Annotated in this window: 17 protein-coding genes; 9 read left to right on the plus strand and 8 right to left on the minus strand. The window is 36.3% G+C overall.

Annotated elements, in window-relative coordinates:
• The first annotated feature begins 153 nt into the window (after nucleotides 1–153).
• From miaB to groL, 7 genes are all read left to right on the plus strand, one after another.
• Nucleotides 154–1,602 (plus strand): tRNA (N6-isopentenyl adenosine(37)-C2)-methylthiotransferase MiaB, encoded by a 1,449-nt coding sequence (miaB, locus tag KXJ69_RS01760; RefSeq protein ID WP_219050675.1) that lies wholly within the window; start codon nucleotides 154–156, stop codon nucleotides 1,600–1,602.
• Between the two features lie 3 nt (nucleotides 1,603–1,605).
• Nucleotides 1,606–2,895: a sigma-54 interaction domain-containing protein gene (locus KXJ69_RS01765; RefSeq protein WP_219050677.1), complete on the plus strand. Its 1,290-nt coding sequence runs from the start codon at nucleotides 1,606–1,608 to the stop codon at nucleotides 2,893–2,895.
• An 18-nt stretch (nucleotides 2,896–2,913) separates the two neighbouring features.
• Nucleotides 2,914–3,426 carry an LptE family protein gene (locus KXJ69_RS01770; protein ID WP_219050679.1) on the plus strand — a complete coding sequence of 171 codons (513 nt, stop codon included), beginning with the start codon at nucleotides 2,914–2,916 and terminating at the stop codon, nucleotides 3,424–3,426.
• Nucleotide 3,427: 1 nt separating this feature from the next.
• Nucleotides 3,428–4,285, plus strand: a complete 858-nt coding sequence (locus KXJ69_RS01775; RefSeq protein WP_219050681.1) for a DUF8458 domain-containing protein — start codon at nucleotides 3,428–3,430, stop codon at nucleotides 4,283–4,285.
• 2 nt (nucleotides 4,286–4,287) lie between these two features.
• A complete protein-coding gene (gene secG, locus KXJ69_RS01780; RefSeq protein WP_219050683.1) occupies nucleotides 4,288–4,629 on the plus strand; it encodes a preprotein translocase subunit SecG in 342 nt (113 codons plus the stop codon).
• 146 nt (nucleotides 4,630–4,775) lie between these two features.
• Entirely contained in the window at nucleotides 4,776–5,051 is a 276-nt protein-coding gene (locus tag KXJ69_RS01785) for a co-chaperone GroES (RefSeq protein WP_219050685.1), read from the plus strand.
• 54 nt (nucleotides 5,052–5,105) lie between these two features.
• Entirely contained in the window at nucleotides 5,106–6,737 is a 1,632-nt protein-coding gene (gene groL / locus KXJ69_RS01790) for a chaperonin GroEL (RefSeq protein ID WP_219050688.1), read from the plus strand.
• Nucleotides 6,738–7,144: 407 nt separating this feature from the next.
• Here the strand turns inward: groL and KXJ69_RS01795 are convergent, their stop codons facing one another.
• From KXJ69_RS01795 to xrtF, 7 genes are all read right to left on the minus strand, one after another.
• The gene (locus KXJ69_RS01795; protein WP_219050690.1) at nucleotides 7,145–7,513 is read right to left on the minus strand and encodes a heavy-metal-associated domain-containing protein; all 369 of its coding nucleotides are present in this window, start codon (nucleotides 7,511–7,513) and stop codon (nucleotides 7,145–7,147) included.
• Between the two features lie 18 nt (nucleotides 7,514–7,531).
• Complete coding sequence (locus KXJ69_RS01800; protein ID WP_219050692.1) at nucleotides 7,532–9,793, minus strand: TonB-dependent receptor; 2,262 nt, start codon at nucleotides 9,791–9,793, stop codon at nucleotides 7,532–7,534.
• 1 nt (nucleotide 9,794) lies between these two features.
• Nucleotides 9,795–10,520, minus strand: coding sequence for a heavy metal translocating P-type ATPase (locus KXJ69_RS01805; RefSeq protein ID WP_219050694.1), 726 nt, complete (start codon nucleotides 10,518–10,520; stop codon nucleotides 9,795–9,797).
• A 96-nt stretch (nucleotides 10,521–10,616) separates the two neighbouring features.
• Entirely contained in the window at nucleotides 10,617–11,024 is a 408-nt protein-coding gene (locus tag KXJ69_RS01810) for an HYC_CC_PP family protein (protein ID WP_219050696.1), read from the minus strand.
• A 68-nt stretch (nucleotides 11,025–11,092) separates the two neighbouring features.
• On the minus strand, nucleotides 11,093–11,509 hold the full coding sequence (locus tag KXJ69_RS01815) for a hypothetical protein (RefSeq protein WP_219050698.1): 417 nt from the start codon (nucleotides 11,507–11,509) through the stop codon (nucleotides 11,093–11,095).
• 28 nt (nucleotides 11,510–11,537) lie between these two features.
• Nucleotides 11,538–11,966 carry an exosortase F system-associated membrane protein gene (locus KXJ69_RS01820; protein ID WP_219050700.1) on the minus strand — a complete coding sequence of 143 codons (429 nt, stop codon included), beginning with the start codon at nucleotides 11,964–11,966 and terminating at the stop codon, nucleotides 11,538–11,540.
• A complete protein-coding gene (gene xrtF / locus KXJ69_RS01825; protein WP_219050701.1) occupies nucleotides 11,959–12,543 on the minus strand; it encodes an exosortase family protein XrtF in 585 nt (194 codons plus the stop codon). Before xrtF ends, KXJ69_RS01820 begins: the two co-directional genes overlap by 8 nt.
• Before the next feature lie 73 nt (nucleotides 12,544–12,616).
• On the opposite strand from xrtF, the gene KXJ69_RS01830 reads away from it, so the two are divergent.
• On the plus strand, nucleotides 12,617–13,072 hold the full coding sequence (locus KXJ69_RS01830; RefSeq protein ID WP_219050703.1) for an XrtF-associated fRMsr-like GAF protein: 456 nt from the start codon (nucleotides 12,617–12,619) through the stop codon (nucleotides 13,070–13,072).
• A gap of 4 nt (nucleotides 13,073–13,076) precedes the next feature.
• On the opposite strand, the gene KXJ69_RS01835 is transcribed toward KXJ69_RS01830, so the two are convergent.
• Entirely contained in the window at nucleotides 13,077–14,333 is a 1,257-nt protein-coding gene (locus KXJ69_RS01835) for an ABC transporter permease (RefSeq protein WP_219050705.1), read from the minus strand.
• A gap of 118 nt (nucleotides 14,334–14,451) precedes the next feature.
• Between KXJ69_RS01835 and purH the strand changes: the two genes are divergently transcribed.
• The gene (gene purH, locus KXJ69_RS01840) at nucleotides 14,452–15,984 is read left to right on the plus strand and encodes a bifunctional phosphoribosylaminoimidazolecarboxamide formyltransferase/IMP cyclohydrolase (RefSeq protein ID WP_219050708.1); all 1,533 of its coding nucleotides are present in this window, start codon (nucleotides 14,452–14,454) and stop codon (nucleotides 15,982–15,984) included.
• Nucleotides 15,985–15,996 lie beyond the last annotated feature (12 nt).

Here is a 15,996-nt window from a genome sequence, read left to right on the forward strand (position 1 = left end):
TTTGGTTTAGTTAATGAAAGGCTAAAGATACAAAAAGAAGTCTGCCATTTTGACACTTTACACATGAAAATTGTATCTTTGCAAAGCCTTTTAAAGGCAGGCATATTATTTGACAAATAAACTAACTATCCGTTACAAAAACACGGAAAATTGATGGAAGAGAAAATCATTGACGAAAGTAAACAAGGCGAATCACTTGTGCTTGAAGGCAAAAGCAGCAATACTCGAAAGCTATATATTGAAAGCTACGGTTGCCAAATGAATTTTAGCGATAGCGAAATTGTGGCTTCAATTCTTAATGACCAAGGCTACAATACAACGCAGGTACTTGAAGAAGCCGATTTGGTATTGGTAAATACATGCTCCATTAGAGACAAGGCAGAACAAACAGTTAGAAAACGTCTAGAAAAATACAATGCCGTAAAAAAAATCAACCCAAAAATGAAAGTAGGCGTTTTGGGTTGTATGGCAGAACGCTTAAAAAGTAAATTTCTCGAAGAAGAAAAAATCGTGGATATGGTCGTGGGGCCAGATGCCTATAAAGATTTACCCAACTTGCTTCAAGAAGTGGAAGAAGGACGCGATGCTGTGAATGTGATTCTTTCAAAAGATGAAACCTACGGAGATATTTCCCCTGTGCGATTGGGCGGAAATGGTGTTACAGCTTTTGTAAGCATTACCCGGGGTTGCGATAACATGTGCACCTTTTGTGTAGTGCCTTTTACTCGGGGTCGAGAACGTAGTCGAGATCCACTAAGTATTATTGAAGAGGTAAACGATTTAGCTAAAAAAGGCTACAAGGAAATTACGCTCTTAGGCCAAAACGTAGACAGTTATTTATGGTATGGTGGCGGACTCAAAAAAGACTTCAAAAATGCTACCGAAATGCAAAAAGCCACAGCAACCAACTTTGCACAGTTATTAGAAATGGTCGCTACAGCACAACCCAAGATGCGTATTCGGTTTTCTACGAGCAATCCGCAGGATATGACTGAGGATGTGCTGCACACCATGGCAAAATTTGAAAATATCTGTAATTATATTCACCTTCCGGTACAAAGTGGAAGCACGCGTATTTTAAAGGAGATGAATCGCCAACATACGCGCGAAGAGTATATGCAACTCATCGATAAAATTAGGGAGATTATACCAGACTGTGCCATTTCACAAGATATGATTAGCGGTTTCCCTACTGAAACCGAAGAAGATCATCAAGACACACTTTCCCTTATGGAATATGTAAAATACGACTTTGGTTTTATGTTTATGTATTCAGAAAGACCAGGAACCATGGCAGCTCGAAAATTGGAAGACGATATTCCCGAAGCTACAAAAAAGCGCCGACTGGCAGAGATTATAGATCTTCAGCAAAAACATAGTGGCTATCGCACAAAACAATTTGTAGGAAAAACGGTCGAAATTTTAATTGAAAAAGAAAGTAAAAAAAGTGATGCCGAGTGGAGTGGTCGAACTCCGCAAAATACTGTGGCAGTCTTTGCCAAAAAACATTACAAAGTAGGTGATTTTGTTATGGTAAGAATAGACGATTGTACCAGCACCACTTTGTTGGGAGAAGCCGTTGGATATTCTGAAAATAATTAAGGTATGGAAAGTATTCAAGCCGTAAAACAACGTTTTGAAATTATTGGGAATGACCCAAAATTGAACCGAGCTATTGAAAAAGCTATTCAAGTGGCCCCTACCGATATTTCGGTTTTAGTTACTGGTGAAAGCGGTGTGGGTAAAGAAAGCATTCCTAAAATTATTCATTCGCTTTCGCATAGAAAACACAATAAATATATTGCCGTAAACTGTGGTGCCATTCCTGAAGGTACTATCGATAGTGAACTTTTTGGTCATGAAAAAGGAGCCTTTACTGGAGCCACATCAACTCGTTCGGGTTATTTTGAAGTAGCCGATGGTGGCACTATTTTTCTTGATGAAGTAGGTGAGCTTCCACTTCCAACTCAAGTACGGTTATTACGTGTTTTGGAAAATGGAGAGTTTTTAAAAGTAGGTTCTTCACAAGCCCAAAAAACAGATGTACGTATCGTTGCCGCTACCAATGTTAAAATGGGCGATGCTATAGAAAAAGGAAAGTTTCGAGAAGATTTATATTATCGATTAAGTACTGTGGAGATTGGATTACCACCACTTCGAGACCGTGGCGAGGATATTCATTTATTGTTTCGAAAATTTGCTTCAGACTTTGCGCAGAAATACAAAATGCCCACCATTCGCTTGGCAGATGATGCCGTGAGTTTGTTACTTCAGTATAACTGGGGTGGAAATATTCGTCAGCTGCGAAATATCACCGAGCAGCTTTCCGTTTTAGAACAAAAAAGAGAAGTTTCTTATACTACCTTAAAACAATATTTGCCAAGTGTTGGTAGTAATTTACCCGCAGTAATCAACAGAAAAAAGCCTGAAAGCGATTTCAGCAATGAGCGTGAAATTCTTTATAAAGTGTTGTTCGATATGCAACGCGACATCAATGACTTGAAAAAGTTAACGATGGAATTGATGAATTCTGGAAGTACAGCCAAAGTCAAAGAACAAAATGCCACTTTAATCAATAAAATTTATGCAGATGATGATAATCGGGAAGCACAGTTAGCTGCTTTTGTTGATGAAGAGGAAACACCAGAGGCACATGATGTAGAAGTAATGAATGTTTCCCAGGCTTACGATACAAATAAAGGCGTTAAAAATGGCGACAAATATCATTTTGCCGAAGAAATTGAAGAAGAAGAAAGCCTTTCCATTCAGGATAAAGAATTAGAACTTATTAAAAAATCCCTCGAAAAATACGATGGCAAGCGCAAAGAAGCCGCTGCCGAGTTAGGAATAAGCGAACGTACTTTATACCGAAAGATTAAACAATATAATTTGTAGATTGCCAGTTCAAAATAGATGAAACGTTTTCAATATTTTATTTTTCTTTTTTTAATCGCTGCCCTTTTTCAAGGTTGTGGCGCATATTCCTTTACAGGAGCCGATATTGATTATACATCTACTAAAACATTTCAGGTAAACAATTTTGCGAACAATGCGCCTATCGTAGAGCCTACAGTTGCCAGAAATTTCACCATAGAATTACAAGATTTATTGCTAAATCAAACCAGTTTGGATCTAGTCAATAATAATGGTGATTTATTGTACGAAGGCGAAATTGTACAATATTATATTTCACCTATTACAGCCACTTCGCAAAGTACGGCAGCACAAAACCGTTTAACGGTTGCCGTTAACGTTCGGTTTTTTAATACAAAAGATGCTACCAAAGATTTTGAGGAACGGTTTTCATTTTACTATGATTATAGCGGAAGCACACAGCTAATTGGCTCTGCCCTTGATGATGCCTTGGCTATTATTTTCGAAAGAATAACTCAGGATATTTTTAATAAATCATTGGCAAACTGGTAGTATGAATACGGGAAAGTACATATCATTACTAGCAAAGCCACAAAACATTTCAAAAGAGGACCTTTCAAGTTTAGGTACGATCATTTCAAAATACCCTTATTTCCAGAGTGCCCGTGCGCTTCAGTTAAAGGGGCTGAAGAATGAGAATAGCTTTTTGTACAATGATGCTTTAAAAAAGACAGCTGCTTACACGACAGATCGTGACGTGTTGTTTGATTATATTACTTCAGAAGCATTTATTCAGAATGAAATTTCGGAACATATTTTACAACATTCTGAAGCCATTCAGGCTATGGAAGTGGTTTCTGAAAATGTTTCAGAACAGGTAAGTCTTGAAATTGATAGGCAACTAAAAGCCGAAATTAAAAAGGCCGAAGCCATTTTAAGTCCGAAACTTTTTGAGCGAAAAGAAGAGGAAAAGGAAGTTGAAAAAATGATTAATGAACCGCTCACTTTCACGAAGGAAGAAACTCATTCGTTTACCGAATGGCTTAAACTTACCAAGGCAACGCCCATTGATAGAAGTGATGAAGAAGCAATTGCAAAAGAAAGCAGTTCAACCAATGATGTGGAACGCAAATTTGAGCTAATAGAAAAGTTCATTCAGGAAAAAAAGAAGCCTTCGGCAAGTTTAAAATCAAAGTCCGATCGTACTACAGAAGAAAATATAAACCTCGCCGAGCCTTTTACAAAAACTTCGGAAAGCTTGATGACAGAGACTTTAGCTAAGGTTTACTTGCAGCAAAAAAACTATACAAAGGCAATTCAGGCCTATAAAATTTTAATTTTGAAAAATCCCGAAAAAAGTGGTTTCTTTGCAGACCAAATTCGGGCAATACAAAAATTGATAAAAGAATAACAATGAGTACGTTTTCAATATTTTTAATCTTGATTATTTTCGTCGCCTTTTTATTGGTGGTAGTAGTAATGGTTCAAAACCCAAAAGGAGGAGGACTTTCTTCTGCCTTTGGTGGTGGCGGGACGCAACAATTGGGTGGTGTTAAAAAAACATCCGACTTCCTTGACAAAAGTACTTGGACATTAGCCGCTATCTTATTGGCGCTAATTCTACTTTCAAATATGTCTTTATTTGATGGTAGCAATACGGATAGTTTTTTACAGGACCAAGTTGAGAGTGTTACATTACCAAGTACAGACACTCCCCCAGCAACTGACAATACTACGGGCGATACACCAGAATAATAGTCATTCAAAAGAAAAAATTTAGATGCCAACTTGTGACAAGTTGGCATTTTTTTTACACAATTCCAGCCAAATTACGGATGGCATAATTTCTGCCTAATTGAAGCAGATTAAAGAATAATTAACAATTAAAAAATATAATAAAAATGGCTTTAAAAATTCAACCACTTTCAGACCGCGTTTTGGTCGAGCCGCAAGAGGCAGAAACTAAAACCGCTTCTGGGATTTACATTCCAGATTCAGCAAAAGAAAAACCACAACAAGGTAAAGTTGTGGCTGTAGGTAAAGGGAAAAAAGATCACGATATGACTGTAAAAGTTGGTGATACTGTCCTTTACGGAAAGTATGCTGGAAACGAGTTAAAATTGGATGGAAAAGATTACCTCATTATGCGTGAGGATGACATCTTAGCTATTATTTAATAACCCCATAATTTATTCTAAAATAAGTTAAACGAAATTTTAAAAACTAACAAAATGGCAAAGGATATAAAATTTGATATTGAAGCACGTGATGCAATAAAGCGTGGTGTAGATGCATTGGCTAATGCAGTAAAAGTAACACTAGGGCCAAAAGGACGTAACGTAATTATTAGCAAATCTTTTGGTGCTCCTCAAGTAACTAAAGATGGCGTTACCGTTGCAAAAGAAATAGAGCTTGAAGATGCACTTGAAAATATGGGAGCGCAAATGGTAAAAGAAGTGGCTTCCAAAACCAACGATTTAGCAGGTGACGGAACAACTACTGCCACCGTTCTAGCACAAGCTATTGTAAAAGAAGGTTTAAAAAACGTAGCTGCTGGTGCAAATCCAATGGATTTAAAACGAGGAATTGACAAAGCTGTTGAAGCGATTGTGAAAGACCTTGAAAAGCAATCGACCAAAGTGGGTAACTCTGGTGAAAAAATAAAGCAAGTAGCTTCTATTTCTGCTAATAATGATGATACTATTGGTAGTTTAATTGCTGAAGCCTTTGGAAAGGTAGGAAAAGAAGGAGTGATTACTGTGGAAGAAGCAAAAGGAACAGAAACCTATGTAGATGTTGTGGAAGGAATGCAGTTTGACCGCGGATTTCTTTCTCCATACTTCGTAACAAATAGTGAAAAGATGATGGCAGAAATGGAGAATCCCATGATTCTTCTTTACGATAAGAAAGTAAGTAATATGAAAGACTTACTTCCTATTCTTGAGCCTGTGGCACAGCAAGGAAAATCGTTATTAATTATTGCCGAAGATGTGGAAGGCGAAGCATTGGCAACTTTGGTGGTAAATAAGCTACGAGGCGCACTTAAAATTGCTGCCGTAAAAGCGCCTGGATTTGGAGATAGAAGAAAAGCAATGCTTGAAGACATCGCAATCTTAACAGGTGCTACTGTAATTGCAGAAGAAAGAGGATTCACCCTTGAAAATGCGACCATCGATATGTTAGGTACTGCCGAAACTGTAACTATCGATAAAGACAACACTACAATTGTAAATGGAGCTGGAAAGAAGAGTGATATTCAAGCTAGAGTGGGGCAAATTAAATCTCAAATTGAAACCACTACAAGTGATTACGATAAGGAAAAATTACAAGAACGCTTGGCTAAATTAGCTGGTGGTGTTGCTGTATTATATGTAGGAGCTGCTAGTGAAGTTGAAATGAAAGAAAAGAAAGATCGTGTAGACGATGCACTTCACGCAACACGTGCGGCCGTGGAAGAAGGAATCGTTGCAGGAGGTGGAGTTGCATTAGTTCGTGCTAAAAAAGTACTGGAAAAAGTAACTACCGACTCGTTAGACGAAACCACTGGAGTACAAATTGTAGCTCGTGCCATCGAATCTCCTTTACGTACTATTGTTGAAAATGCTGGTGGCGAAGGTTCTGTGGTTATCAACAAAGTAATGGAAGGCAAAACAAGCTTTGGTTACGATGCTAAGAACGATACTTATGTTGATATGCTGAAAGCTGGAATTATCGATCCTAAAAAAGTAACTCGTGTAGCTCTTGAAAATGCTGCTTCGGTTGCGGGAATGATTCTTACTACAGAGTGTGCTTTAGTAGACATTAAAGAAGATGCTCCTGCTATGCCTCCCATGGGAGGCGGCGGAATGCCAGGAATGATGTAGACCGAAATCCGGCTAGCCCATAATAAATTAAAACCCTTGATTCATCTCAAGGGTTTTTTATTTGATTTAAGTTAGGAATGAGATAAAAAAACAAATACCACCTTTTAAGGGGTGGTAGCTTTTTAAGAAAAGGTTTATACGAAATAAACCTAAGTTACATTACTTCTTTTTTGAAGCTGGTGTAGTCTTCTTTGCAGGAGCTTTCGCAGGTGCTTTTTTAGCAGAAGGCTTACCACTTGACTTTGATGTTGCCATAGCGATCTTGTATTTAAATTACTATCTAAAGTTAGCTAGAAATCTTTTTTATTGATTTTTTATAGAAGAAGTAATTAACCAAGATATGAACAAAAAAAACGCCCTAATGAAGAACATTGGGCGTTACAATTTTCTTTAGTTATATTAAAAATTTAGTTTTCACTACCATCTTTTCCGTGAGCATTAACCACTTTAGGATTACGGTATTTGCAACAATCGTCTATACCATTATAAACTTCGTCAGTTGCTTTAAAATCATGGGTATCATGTCCCACTGCTGCAATATTCTTCTGAATAGTTTCTAAATTGGTTTTCCCATCATTATAAAATAGAGTTAATACATGGGTTTCGATGTTCCAATTGGCAGATTTCACACCTTTGGTTTTTAGCGCAGCTTTTTCAATACGCATTTTACACATCATACAAACCCCATCTACTTCGAGTGTTGCCGTTGCATTTTTATCTTGAGCTTGCATCAAGCCTCCAACAATTAACATGATTATTACAAGTATTTTTTTCATTTTTATTGAATTTATAAATTAATCTATTTTATATCGTAATCCAGCGTAATACGTACTACCAAAAATTGGACCATAGACAAAAGTGGTATCAAAATAGGTCGAAAATGGGTTTTCAGCATTAACTACCGGATTACTCTGTCTAACGTTGGTAATATTTTCTCCTCCCAAATATAATTCAAATTTTGGTGAGAACACCTTAGTGATTTGTGCATTTAGGGTAGCCACAGTAGGTGAACGTTCTTCCAACTGAAATGCCTCAGGACTTGATGCTGTAGAAGGAAATCGTTGGGTGTCTAACCAGTTAAAGGTAGTATCAAACTTCCATTGTGAGCCAGCCTCTGTAAGTTGAGTTTCATAACTTGCATTGGCAAAAATTCTATTTTTTGGCGTTAATGGTTTTTCCAATCTTCCTGAAATATAATCAGTTTGGATATCATAATATTTATAGGCCAAACGAATATCAAAATGTAAAAATGGATTGTAGTTGAATTCAGTTTGAAAAGAATTTGCATAACTCTCTCCCCTTAAATTATAAAATCGAACATTTTGAGGATTCTCCCAATCAACCACCACTTGATTGATAAAATCGGTACGATAAAAATCGAAAGTTACGTCTGCTTTCTTTCCAAAGAGATTAAACCCTTGTAAATAGGAAATTCCATAATTCCACGCTTTTTCAGGGTCTAAGCCGTAAATTTTTCCATCCTTATCTAAAATATTAATATTCCTACTAGTAGAGAATAATTGCTGATTCTCTGTAAAAATATTTGCACTTCTTCTTCCGCTTCCGACCGAAAAACGTACTGCAGATTTTTCCCAAGGGGTGTATTTAACATGCAAACGCGGTGTTACAAAAAAGCCTAGCACATTGCTATTATCTACACGCACTCCCGCTGTTAAATTAAGCTTATCGAGATTGTCATAATTATACTCAAAAAATGCTCCTACCGAGTTTTCTTTTCTTCCATAAGTTGTTTCATTTACAACTTCTTCGTAGGAATCATAAGTAAAACTTACTCCTGTCTTAATTTTATGTCGAGAATCACTAATAATTGAATTGTACAAAGCGTTTCCATAAAAACTAGTATGTATAATGTCATACATATTTAACCCAAAAAATGAATCTTGATCATGACGTCCAAAAGCTGTTTGTACCCCAATACTTTGATAGGGAATCTCAGGATTTACCCATCCCAATTTTGCAGCTACATCTATTCTTTGTGTTTGAATCTCGCTCTCCCAAAGTTGCTGTAAATCCTCTCCTCCACCGTGATCTCCACCATCATCTCCATTGTGATCTAAATGGATTTGACCTGACTGATTTTCATCCTCCATATACCGGAAGTTAATAAAACTCACGATTCCTTTTTCAGGGTTGGTGTATTGCCAACGGTTCATAACATTGATTTGCTTTCCTAAGGGCATATCTAGAAAATTGTCATCGTTTTTATCGTGATGTCCATCACGAAGATTTCCGTGTAGATAAAACCCTGTATCCCACTTCTCACTCACTTTCGTGTTAATATGAGTATTGAGTTCTTTTCTTCCGTTATTCGCCGCATACAGATTCTGATAAAAAGAAAAGTCGGTACTTGGTTTTTGTAGTTCGGCATTAATTTGTCCCGTGATACTTTCATATCCATTCACCACACTTCCTGCACCCTTTGTAATTTGAATACTCTCTACCCAAGTTCCTGGAATAAAACTTAACCCATAACTCTGTGCAGCACCACGTATGGCTGGAATATTTTCGGTTGCGATTAAAATATACGGACTTTTTAATCCTAACATTTGAATTTGTCTCGCTCCCGAAATAGCATCGGCGAAGTTGACATCAATGGACGGATTGGTTTCAAAGCTTTCTGAAAGATTACAACAAGCCGCTTTAAGCAACTCAGCACTACTTATATTAATTACATTTTGTGAAGAAATATAAGATCTTGCTGAAGCTTTTCTTCGTGCTGAAACCGTTACTTCTTCCAAATTACTAGTCGCATTTAACTTATGTATAATGCGTTTATTTTCAGAAACTTGAATCGTATCGGTTTGATATCCCACATAACTTATCACTAAGTTTTTGTAAGATGCATCATAAGGAATTGTAAAGTTTCCTTCAAAATCGGTTACTGTTCCCACCGATGTATCTAACCAATACACATTGGCGCCACCTAAACCTTTGGGTTCTTGAGTAGCATTGGCATCTTCAATTCGACCTTCCAATTGTTCCTGTGAAAACAATGAAAGTGGTAGTAAAAATATAAATAAGATATACTTTTTCATATTATACAAGATTTAAGAGCATTAGTACCGCCATGACAATCATAATGGCATTTTCAATAAACGTAGCTTCGGTCAGGGGCAATTTTAACGCCGTTCCTAAACAAGCGCATTGAATGGCTTTTTTATTTAATAACGTTCTCGTTACTCCAATGGTTGTAATTCCTAGGATTACCAAAGTAATAATTAGTGCGGCTGTAATTTCAACACGCATTAAAAACATAAGTCCTAAGGCTAATTCAATAAAAGGATAGACCCATCCGTAGGCAGGAATAATCTTTGCCAACGGGTCGTACATGCTAAAGGATTCTGGAAATCCTTTTAAATCCAGTAACTTAAAGAAGCTAAAAACGATATAGAAAAGCCCCATAAAATCGAGCATCGCTTCGGTAGTATTCCACGCTTTATAATGGAGTAAAATTGCTGAAGCAATTAGATACCCAAATATTAAAAATAAAGGTTGTAATTGCTGAAATTTTGTCTTTGGAACTTCCATAGTTTCAGAAGAAGCAAAGACATTTTTAGGCTTTTGTTGGGTGATTGTATATTTATTGGGTAATGCTTTTTGAAGCACTTCCAAAGGAATGTGATGTTCCATAGAAAGAGAGGCTTCTCCTTTGCCCAAATTAACTTCTACCGAAGTAATCCCTTCGACAGCCGTTAACTTTTCTTCTACAGATTTTTTACATCCCTCACAGGTCATTCCTGTGACTTGATATGTATGATTCATGATTTTTTTATTAAGGTTTAACTAAAGAACATATGTTGTTTAAAAGTGCCTCGCTATTGGCGTGACATTTAAACAAAACGAGTTATACCTTAAAAATCAAATGAGGAATGTTTCGTAAAGAATTTGCAAATCCCGTTCGAGAGGTGGCGGTCGATAATAGTTGTGAACTATTACTTTTTCAGGAATAAAAGATACATCCTGAAACTCCAGCGTTTCTACTGGGATAAAAATCCATTCGCCTTGAAAGTCATATTCGAAAGCCACTTTGTTAAAATGGTCATCGGTATTAACTTTTAAGTATTTGTTGCTACAACAACTATGACTTTCTTCTTTTTCATCTCCACATGCATCGACTTTCATAGTCATGCCACAAGAAAGCGATTCTTCTCCAAGAGTTACTTTGGCAAGCATTTCGAAGCTACCGCAATAGTGTTTGGCATACGCCAAGCCACTACTACTAAGTAGTATTAATGAAGAAAGTACTATGGAAATAATTGCGTTCACAAGACAAATTTACAAAAAAATAGGGCATCCTATTACATACCCTACTTCTCTAACGTATTTTTAACAAATTAGTTGCTTAACAATTTTTCGGCATTGGCAATGGCACTTTCCATAGAGGATTTTAGGTCGTTGACACTATTTTGAAATTCACCAAGCACATATCTCTTTTCCTCATTGAGTTCTTTTCCGTCTAACACTTCCTCGCTATCAAAGGCATTTCCAAAGTCAATCATCCAAGTCATCATTTCTTGGTTGGCTCCTTTTAGGTTTTGAATAGCAGTAACTTTCATAGAATCTACATTAGTAGAATCCATAGAAGCTTCAAGTTTACCAATAAGTTCGCCAATTGTACCCATTTTAGGCATAAGTTCGTCATGGACGGCAATTACTTGTTCCATTTGAGTGGGTCCTGTAGGTTCGGTTACTTTTTCTTTACAAGCTGAAAAGCTTAGAAAAAGAATTGCTACAAAGAATACGTTTTTCATGATATAGAATTTAGGGTGCAAAGATACTTTATTTCACATTCCGTTGAAAATAAAACGCTGGAATTAAAAGCAATAGTAAAATAGGATGAATTAAAAACCTGCGCACATAAAACAGTAACATATACAACTCTTTTTCAGGTGCTTTTACCAAAAAAAGAAATACGATTAATAAAAAAATATACACTATACAATATAAAATTAAAGAAAATCTCACAATATCCTTTTTCTGAAAAAGAACCCAAAGAATAGCTAAAGAAATGAAGGTGTTTAACCAAAAACGAATTCCAACGTTTAAGACTAACCATGGGATTTCAATCTCTGGAAAATTTTGAGCAGCATGGCTCGCTTTAAAAAAAGCAATAAGGGGATCGTAGAATAATTGTGGCGCATAAGCTCTTACAGCCACCAAACAAGCAACTAAAAAAGATAAAATACTAATTTTGAGCACTTTATTCATTTTGCAATTCTTTATTCTCATTCAAAGAAGTGATTACCACTTTTTTGGGTTTTAAGGTACGTACCCAAAGCACCCATAACACAAACACCAGACTATAAATAATGCCTGGAAAAACAACGGTATGCAACACCTCTTGATATTCTGGATATTGATATAATGCTATAGCTAATACAGCAATACGATAAAGATTTACTCCATAAATAAGTATTGCTCCTGCGCAAATAAAAACAAGTGTCTTTTTAAATGAAGCCGAAAATGCAATTATAAAAGCCACAAATAAAATGATAATACTTATAGCGTTACACCCTTCAATAATTTGTCCTACATGTATTCCTTCGACCCATAATTCCATGCTAGGTGTTGTCTCATTTGCAATGACTTCAGCATTATAACCAAGACTATTTAATACAGCGCTACTCTGCTCTGCCACTAATTGCGTGATAAAATCTGAAGTATTGGAATCTACTTTTGAAAGTTTGAGATATCCTCCATAAATTAAACTCAATACAATGTACGAACCCAAGAAAAGCAGCAAAAAACGGAGTACCGATTTATATTTTCTAAAAAGTTCCTTCATACTTCAAAAATAGTTAAATAGATGTTCCCTTTGGTTTTCATTTTTAAAATACCTTTGTGCAAAAATGATGGCTATGTCTCTTGAAACCTTAAAACCACAAATAACTACGATTATTTCTTCGGAAAATACTTCCGTAAATGAAAAACTAACCCAAGTTTGTGAAGTTCTTCAAAACCATATAGATTACTATAATTGGGTAGGATTTTATTTTGCCAATGAAGCAGAAAGAACACTGCATTTAAAGGCATTTGCCGGCGAACCTACAGACCATACTGTCATTCCATTTGGGAAAGGCATCTGCGGGCAAGTAGCTGAAAGCAATGCCAATTTTGTGGTGCCAGACGTCAAGGCGCAAGACAATTATATCGCTTGTAGTATAACGGTAAAATCTGAAATTGTGATTCCTTTATTCAAAAACGGAAAAAACATTGGTCAAATAGATATCGATTCGCATACCATAGATCCATTTTCGGAAGAAGATGAACGCTTTTTGGAATGGGTGAATAAGCGAGTTTCTGAAATTTTATAAAATATTACATCCCAGTTCGTATTGCTTCTACAGGATCTAATTTTGATGCTTTAATAGCAGGTAGAATTCCAGAGATTAATCCAATTGCCGCCGCAATGGCAGTTCCAATAAACATATTCCAAAGGGATAGCACAAACTCAAAATCTTCAGCTACATAGGTGGCAATTATAGAACCAAGAAGAACTAAAAGTAAACCAATCAGTCCCCCAATAATGGCTAAAATCATCGCTTCGAACAAAAACTGATATAGAATAAATCTTCGTTTTGCTCCTAGGGATTTCTGAATTCCAATAAGGTTCGTGCGCTCTTTTACACTTACAAACATAATATTGGCAATTCCGAAGCCTCCCACCAATAAAGAGAATAAGCTAATAATTCCACCAATGACATTCATACTTCCTGTAATACTATCTATGGCATCAGAAAACCCTTGTAATTGATTGACAAAAAAGTCATTTTCCCGTTCCGCTTTAATTCCTCTAATGATTCTCATTTTTGAAGACAGTAACGCAATAAACTCTTCATTATCTACTCCCTGTTCGGGTTTAATTAAAATGAAAGGGAAGGTGGACTTATTATTGTCTCCAAATATTTTTCGCATAAAGTTTACGGGTAAAAAGGTGGCGGTATCTTTACTACCTCCAAATATGCCACTCCCTTCCTTTTCCATAACCCCTATAACGGTTAATTTTCTACCATAAACTCTCACTTTTTTACCAATAGCCATTTCTGCACTTCCAAACAAACTATTAGCAATTTCATCGCCTATCACAATAACCGCTGCACCACTATTGGACTCAGATTCATTAAAGAAACGCCCATGGGCAATTTTCATATTTTCGATTTCGGTTTGTTGCTCTGTAACCCCATTCATCTCAACATTCTCGATCGATTTATCTTCAAATTTTACACTTTCGTTTTGCACATTAAGCTGAAAGGATATGCCTTTCATATTGGGCATCATCTTTTTTAAAAGCATGTGCTCCTCATACGTAACATCTGGATACTGTTCCCATTTCCACCGTGGAACATCTGTGGGGCCAAAAGAAAATCGACAAAGAAAAATAGTACTATTATCCAAGCCGCTAATGCTGTCTTCGATTTCACTTTTTAACGAATCTACAGAGGCTAGAACTGCAATAATAGAAAATATCCCAATGGTCACTCCCAACAACGACAAAAATGTACGTAGTTTGTTGTTTTTTAATGCGTTAATCGCAAAATTGAAGCTTTCTTTTAATACTCTAAGGTAAATTATCATGCCCGGAGAAACCTATTTTTTTGGTAGCTTAAAGATAGGTCTTTTTAGGTAAAGATATGTTACAAATTTCCTTAGGAATTATGTACTTTTGCAACTTAATTCAGCACAAAATATTTTCATGGCAAATTCACATAAAATCCAATCGGCTTTAATTTCAGTATTTCACAAAGACAGCTTAGCTCCTATTGTGGAAAAATTAGACCAATTGGGAGTTACACTTTATTCTACTGGTGGCACTGAAAAATTTATTAATGACATGGGTATCAATGTGATTCCTGTAGAAGAAGTTACCGATTATCCCTCTATTTTAGGAGGTCGCGTAAAAACCCTTCATCCAAAAGTTTTTGGTGGGATTTTAAACAGACAAGAAAATGAAAGTGATGTTGCCGAAATGAAACAATACAATATACCTCAGCTGGATTTGGTTATTGTAGACTTATATCCTTTTGAAAAGACAGTTGCATCGGGGGCAAGTGAACAAGACATTATAGAAAAAATTGACATTGGCGGAATCTCTTTAATTCGTGCTGCTGCCAAAAATTTTAAAGACACCCTTTGTGTTTCTTCTATGGAAGATTATGAAGAAGTGCTTCAAATATTATTTGACGCCAATGGTGAAACTACTTTAGCACAGCGCAAGCATTTTGCAACCAAGGCATTTAATGTTTCTTCGCATTACGATTCGGCTATTTTCAATTATTTTAATAGCACTCGTGAAATAGCTTCATTGAAAGTAAGTGAAACTAACGGGAAAGTGCTTCGGTATGGTGAAAATCCACATCAAAAAGGATTTTTCTTCGGGGATTTTGAAGCCATGTTCGATAATTTACACGGAAAAGAATTAAGCTACAACAACCTACTGGATGTGGATGCCGCTGTAAATCTTATGAATGAATTTGTAGGCGAAGCACCCACTTTTGCTATTTTGAAGCATAACAACGCCTGCGGAATTGCGCAAAGAAACATTGTAAAAGAAGCCTATGAAGCTGCTTTGGCAGGTGATCCTGTTTCGGCCTTTGGCGGGATTTTAATCTGCAATACCGAAATTGACGAAGCCACTGCCGAAGAAATTCACAAGCTATTTTGCGAAGTTGTGATAGCACCTTCCTATTCTGAAAAAGCATTAGATATTTTGAAGGGTAAAAAGAACCGAATTATATTAGTTCAAAAACAAATTGAATTGCCTAAAACAACGGTAAGAAGTTGTTTAAATGGTGCTTTAGTTCAAGACCGAGATCACTTAACAGACACTTCAGAAAATTTAACCGAAGTCACTCACAATAAACCAACACCAAACGAGTTAGAAGATTTATTGTTTGCTTCAAAAGTATGTAAACATACCAAGTCCAATACCATTGTTTTAGCAAAAAACAAACAACTTTGCGCCAGTGGTACAGGACAAACGTCAAGAGTAGACGCCCTACGTCAAGCGATTGATAAAGCAAATTCATTTGAGTTCGATTTAAAAGGAGCTGTGATGGCAAGTGATGCATTTTTCCCTTTTCCAGATTGTGTGGAAATTGCAGATCACGCAGGTATTACTGCTGTTATTCAACCAGGAGGTTCTATTAAAGATGAATTAAGCATTACATATTGCAATCAAAATAACATTGCCATGGTATTTACAGGCGTTAGACATTTTAAGCATTAAAAATTATTACAT

Source organism: Halomarinibacterium sedimenti (assembly GCF_019312585.1).
GTDB classification, from domain to species: Bacteria; Bacteroidota; Bacteroidia; order Flavobacteriales; family Flavobacteriaceae; genus Halomarinibacterium; species Halomarinibacterium sedimenti.

Excerpts from the sequence above, each read along its gene's own strand:
- KXJ69_RS01770 (WP_219050679.1), top strand. The coding sequence starts at position 2,914 with ATGAAACGTTTTCAATATTTTATTTTTCTTTTTTTAATCGCTGCCCTT.
- miaB (WP_219050675.1), top strand. The coding sequence starts at position 154 with ATGGAAGAGAAAATCATTGACGAAAGTAAACAAGGCGAATCACTTGTG.
- KXJ69_RS01835 (WP_219050705.1), bottom strand. The coding sequence starts at position 14,333 with ATGATAATTTACCTTAGAGTATTAAAAGAAAGCTTCAATTTTGCGATT.
- KXJ69_RS01805 (WP_219050694.1), bottom strand. The coding sequence starts at position 10,520 with ATGAATCATACATATCAAGTCACAGGAATGACCTGTGAGGGATGTAAA.
- KXJ69_RS01820 (WP_219050700.1), bottom strand. The coding sequence starts at position 11,966 with ATGAATAAAGTGCTCAAAATTAGTATTTTATCTTTTTTAGTTGCTTGT.
- KXJ69_RS01765 (WP_219050677.1), top strand. The coding sequence starts at position 1,606 with ATGGAAAGTATTCAAGCCGTAAAACAACGTTTTGAAATTATTGGGAAT.
- groL (WP_219050688.1), top strand. The coding sequence starts at position 5,106 with ATGGCAAAGGATATAAAATTTGATATTGAAGCACGTGATGCAATAAAG.
- KXJ69_RS01785 (WP_219050685.1), top strand. The coding sequence starts at position 4,776 with ATGGCTTTAAAAATTCAACCACTTTCAGACCGCGTTTTGGTCGAGCCG.
- KXJ69_RS01830 (WP_219050703.1), top strand. The coding sequence starts at position 12,617 with ATGTCTCTTGAAACCTTAAAACCACAAATAACTACGATTATTTCTTCG.
- KXJ69_RS01800 (WP_219050692.1), bottom strand. The coding sequence starts at position 9,793 with ATGAAAAAGTATATCTTATTTATATTTTTACTACCACTTTCATTGTTT.
- xrtF (WP_219050701.1), bottom strand. The coding sequence starts at position 12,543 with ATGAAGGAACTTTTTAGAAAATATAAATCGGTACTCCGTTTTTTGCTG.
- purH (WP_219050708.1), top strand. The coding sequence starts at position 14,452 with ATGGCAAATTCACATAAAATCCAATCGGCTTTAATTTCAGTATTTCAC.
- KXJ69_RS01775 (WP_219050681.1), top strand. The coding sequence starts at position 3,428 with ATGAATACGGGAAAGTACATATCATTACTAGCAAAGCCACAAAACATT.
- KXJ69_RS01795 (WP_219050690.1), bottom strand. The coding sequence starts at position 7,513 with ATGAAAAAAATACTTGTAATAATCATGTTAATTGTTGGAGGCTTGATG.
- KXJ69_RS01815 (WP_219050698.1), bottom strand. The coding sequence starts at position 11,509 with ATGAAAAACGTATTCTTTGTAGCAATTCTTTTTCTAAGCTTTTCAGCT.
- secG (WP_219050683.1), top strand. The coding sequence starts at position 4,288 with ATGAGTACGTTTTCAATATTTTTAATCTTGATTATTTTCGTCGCCTTT.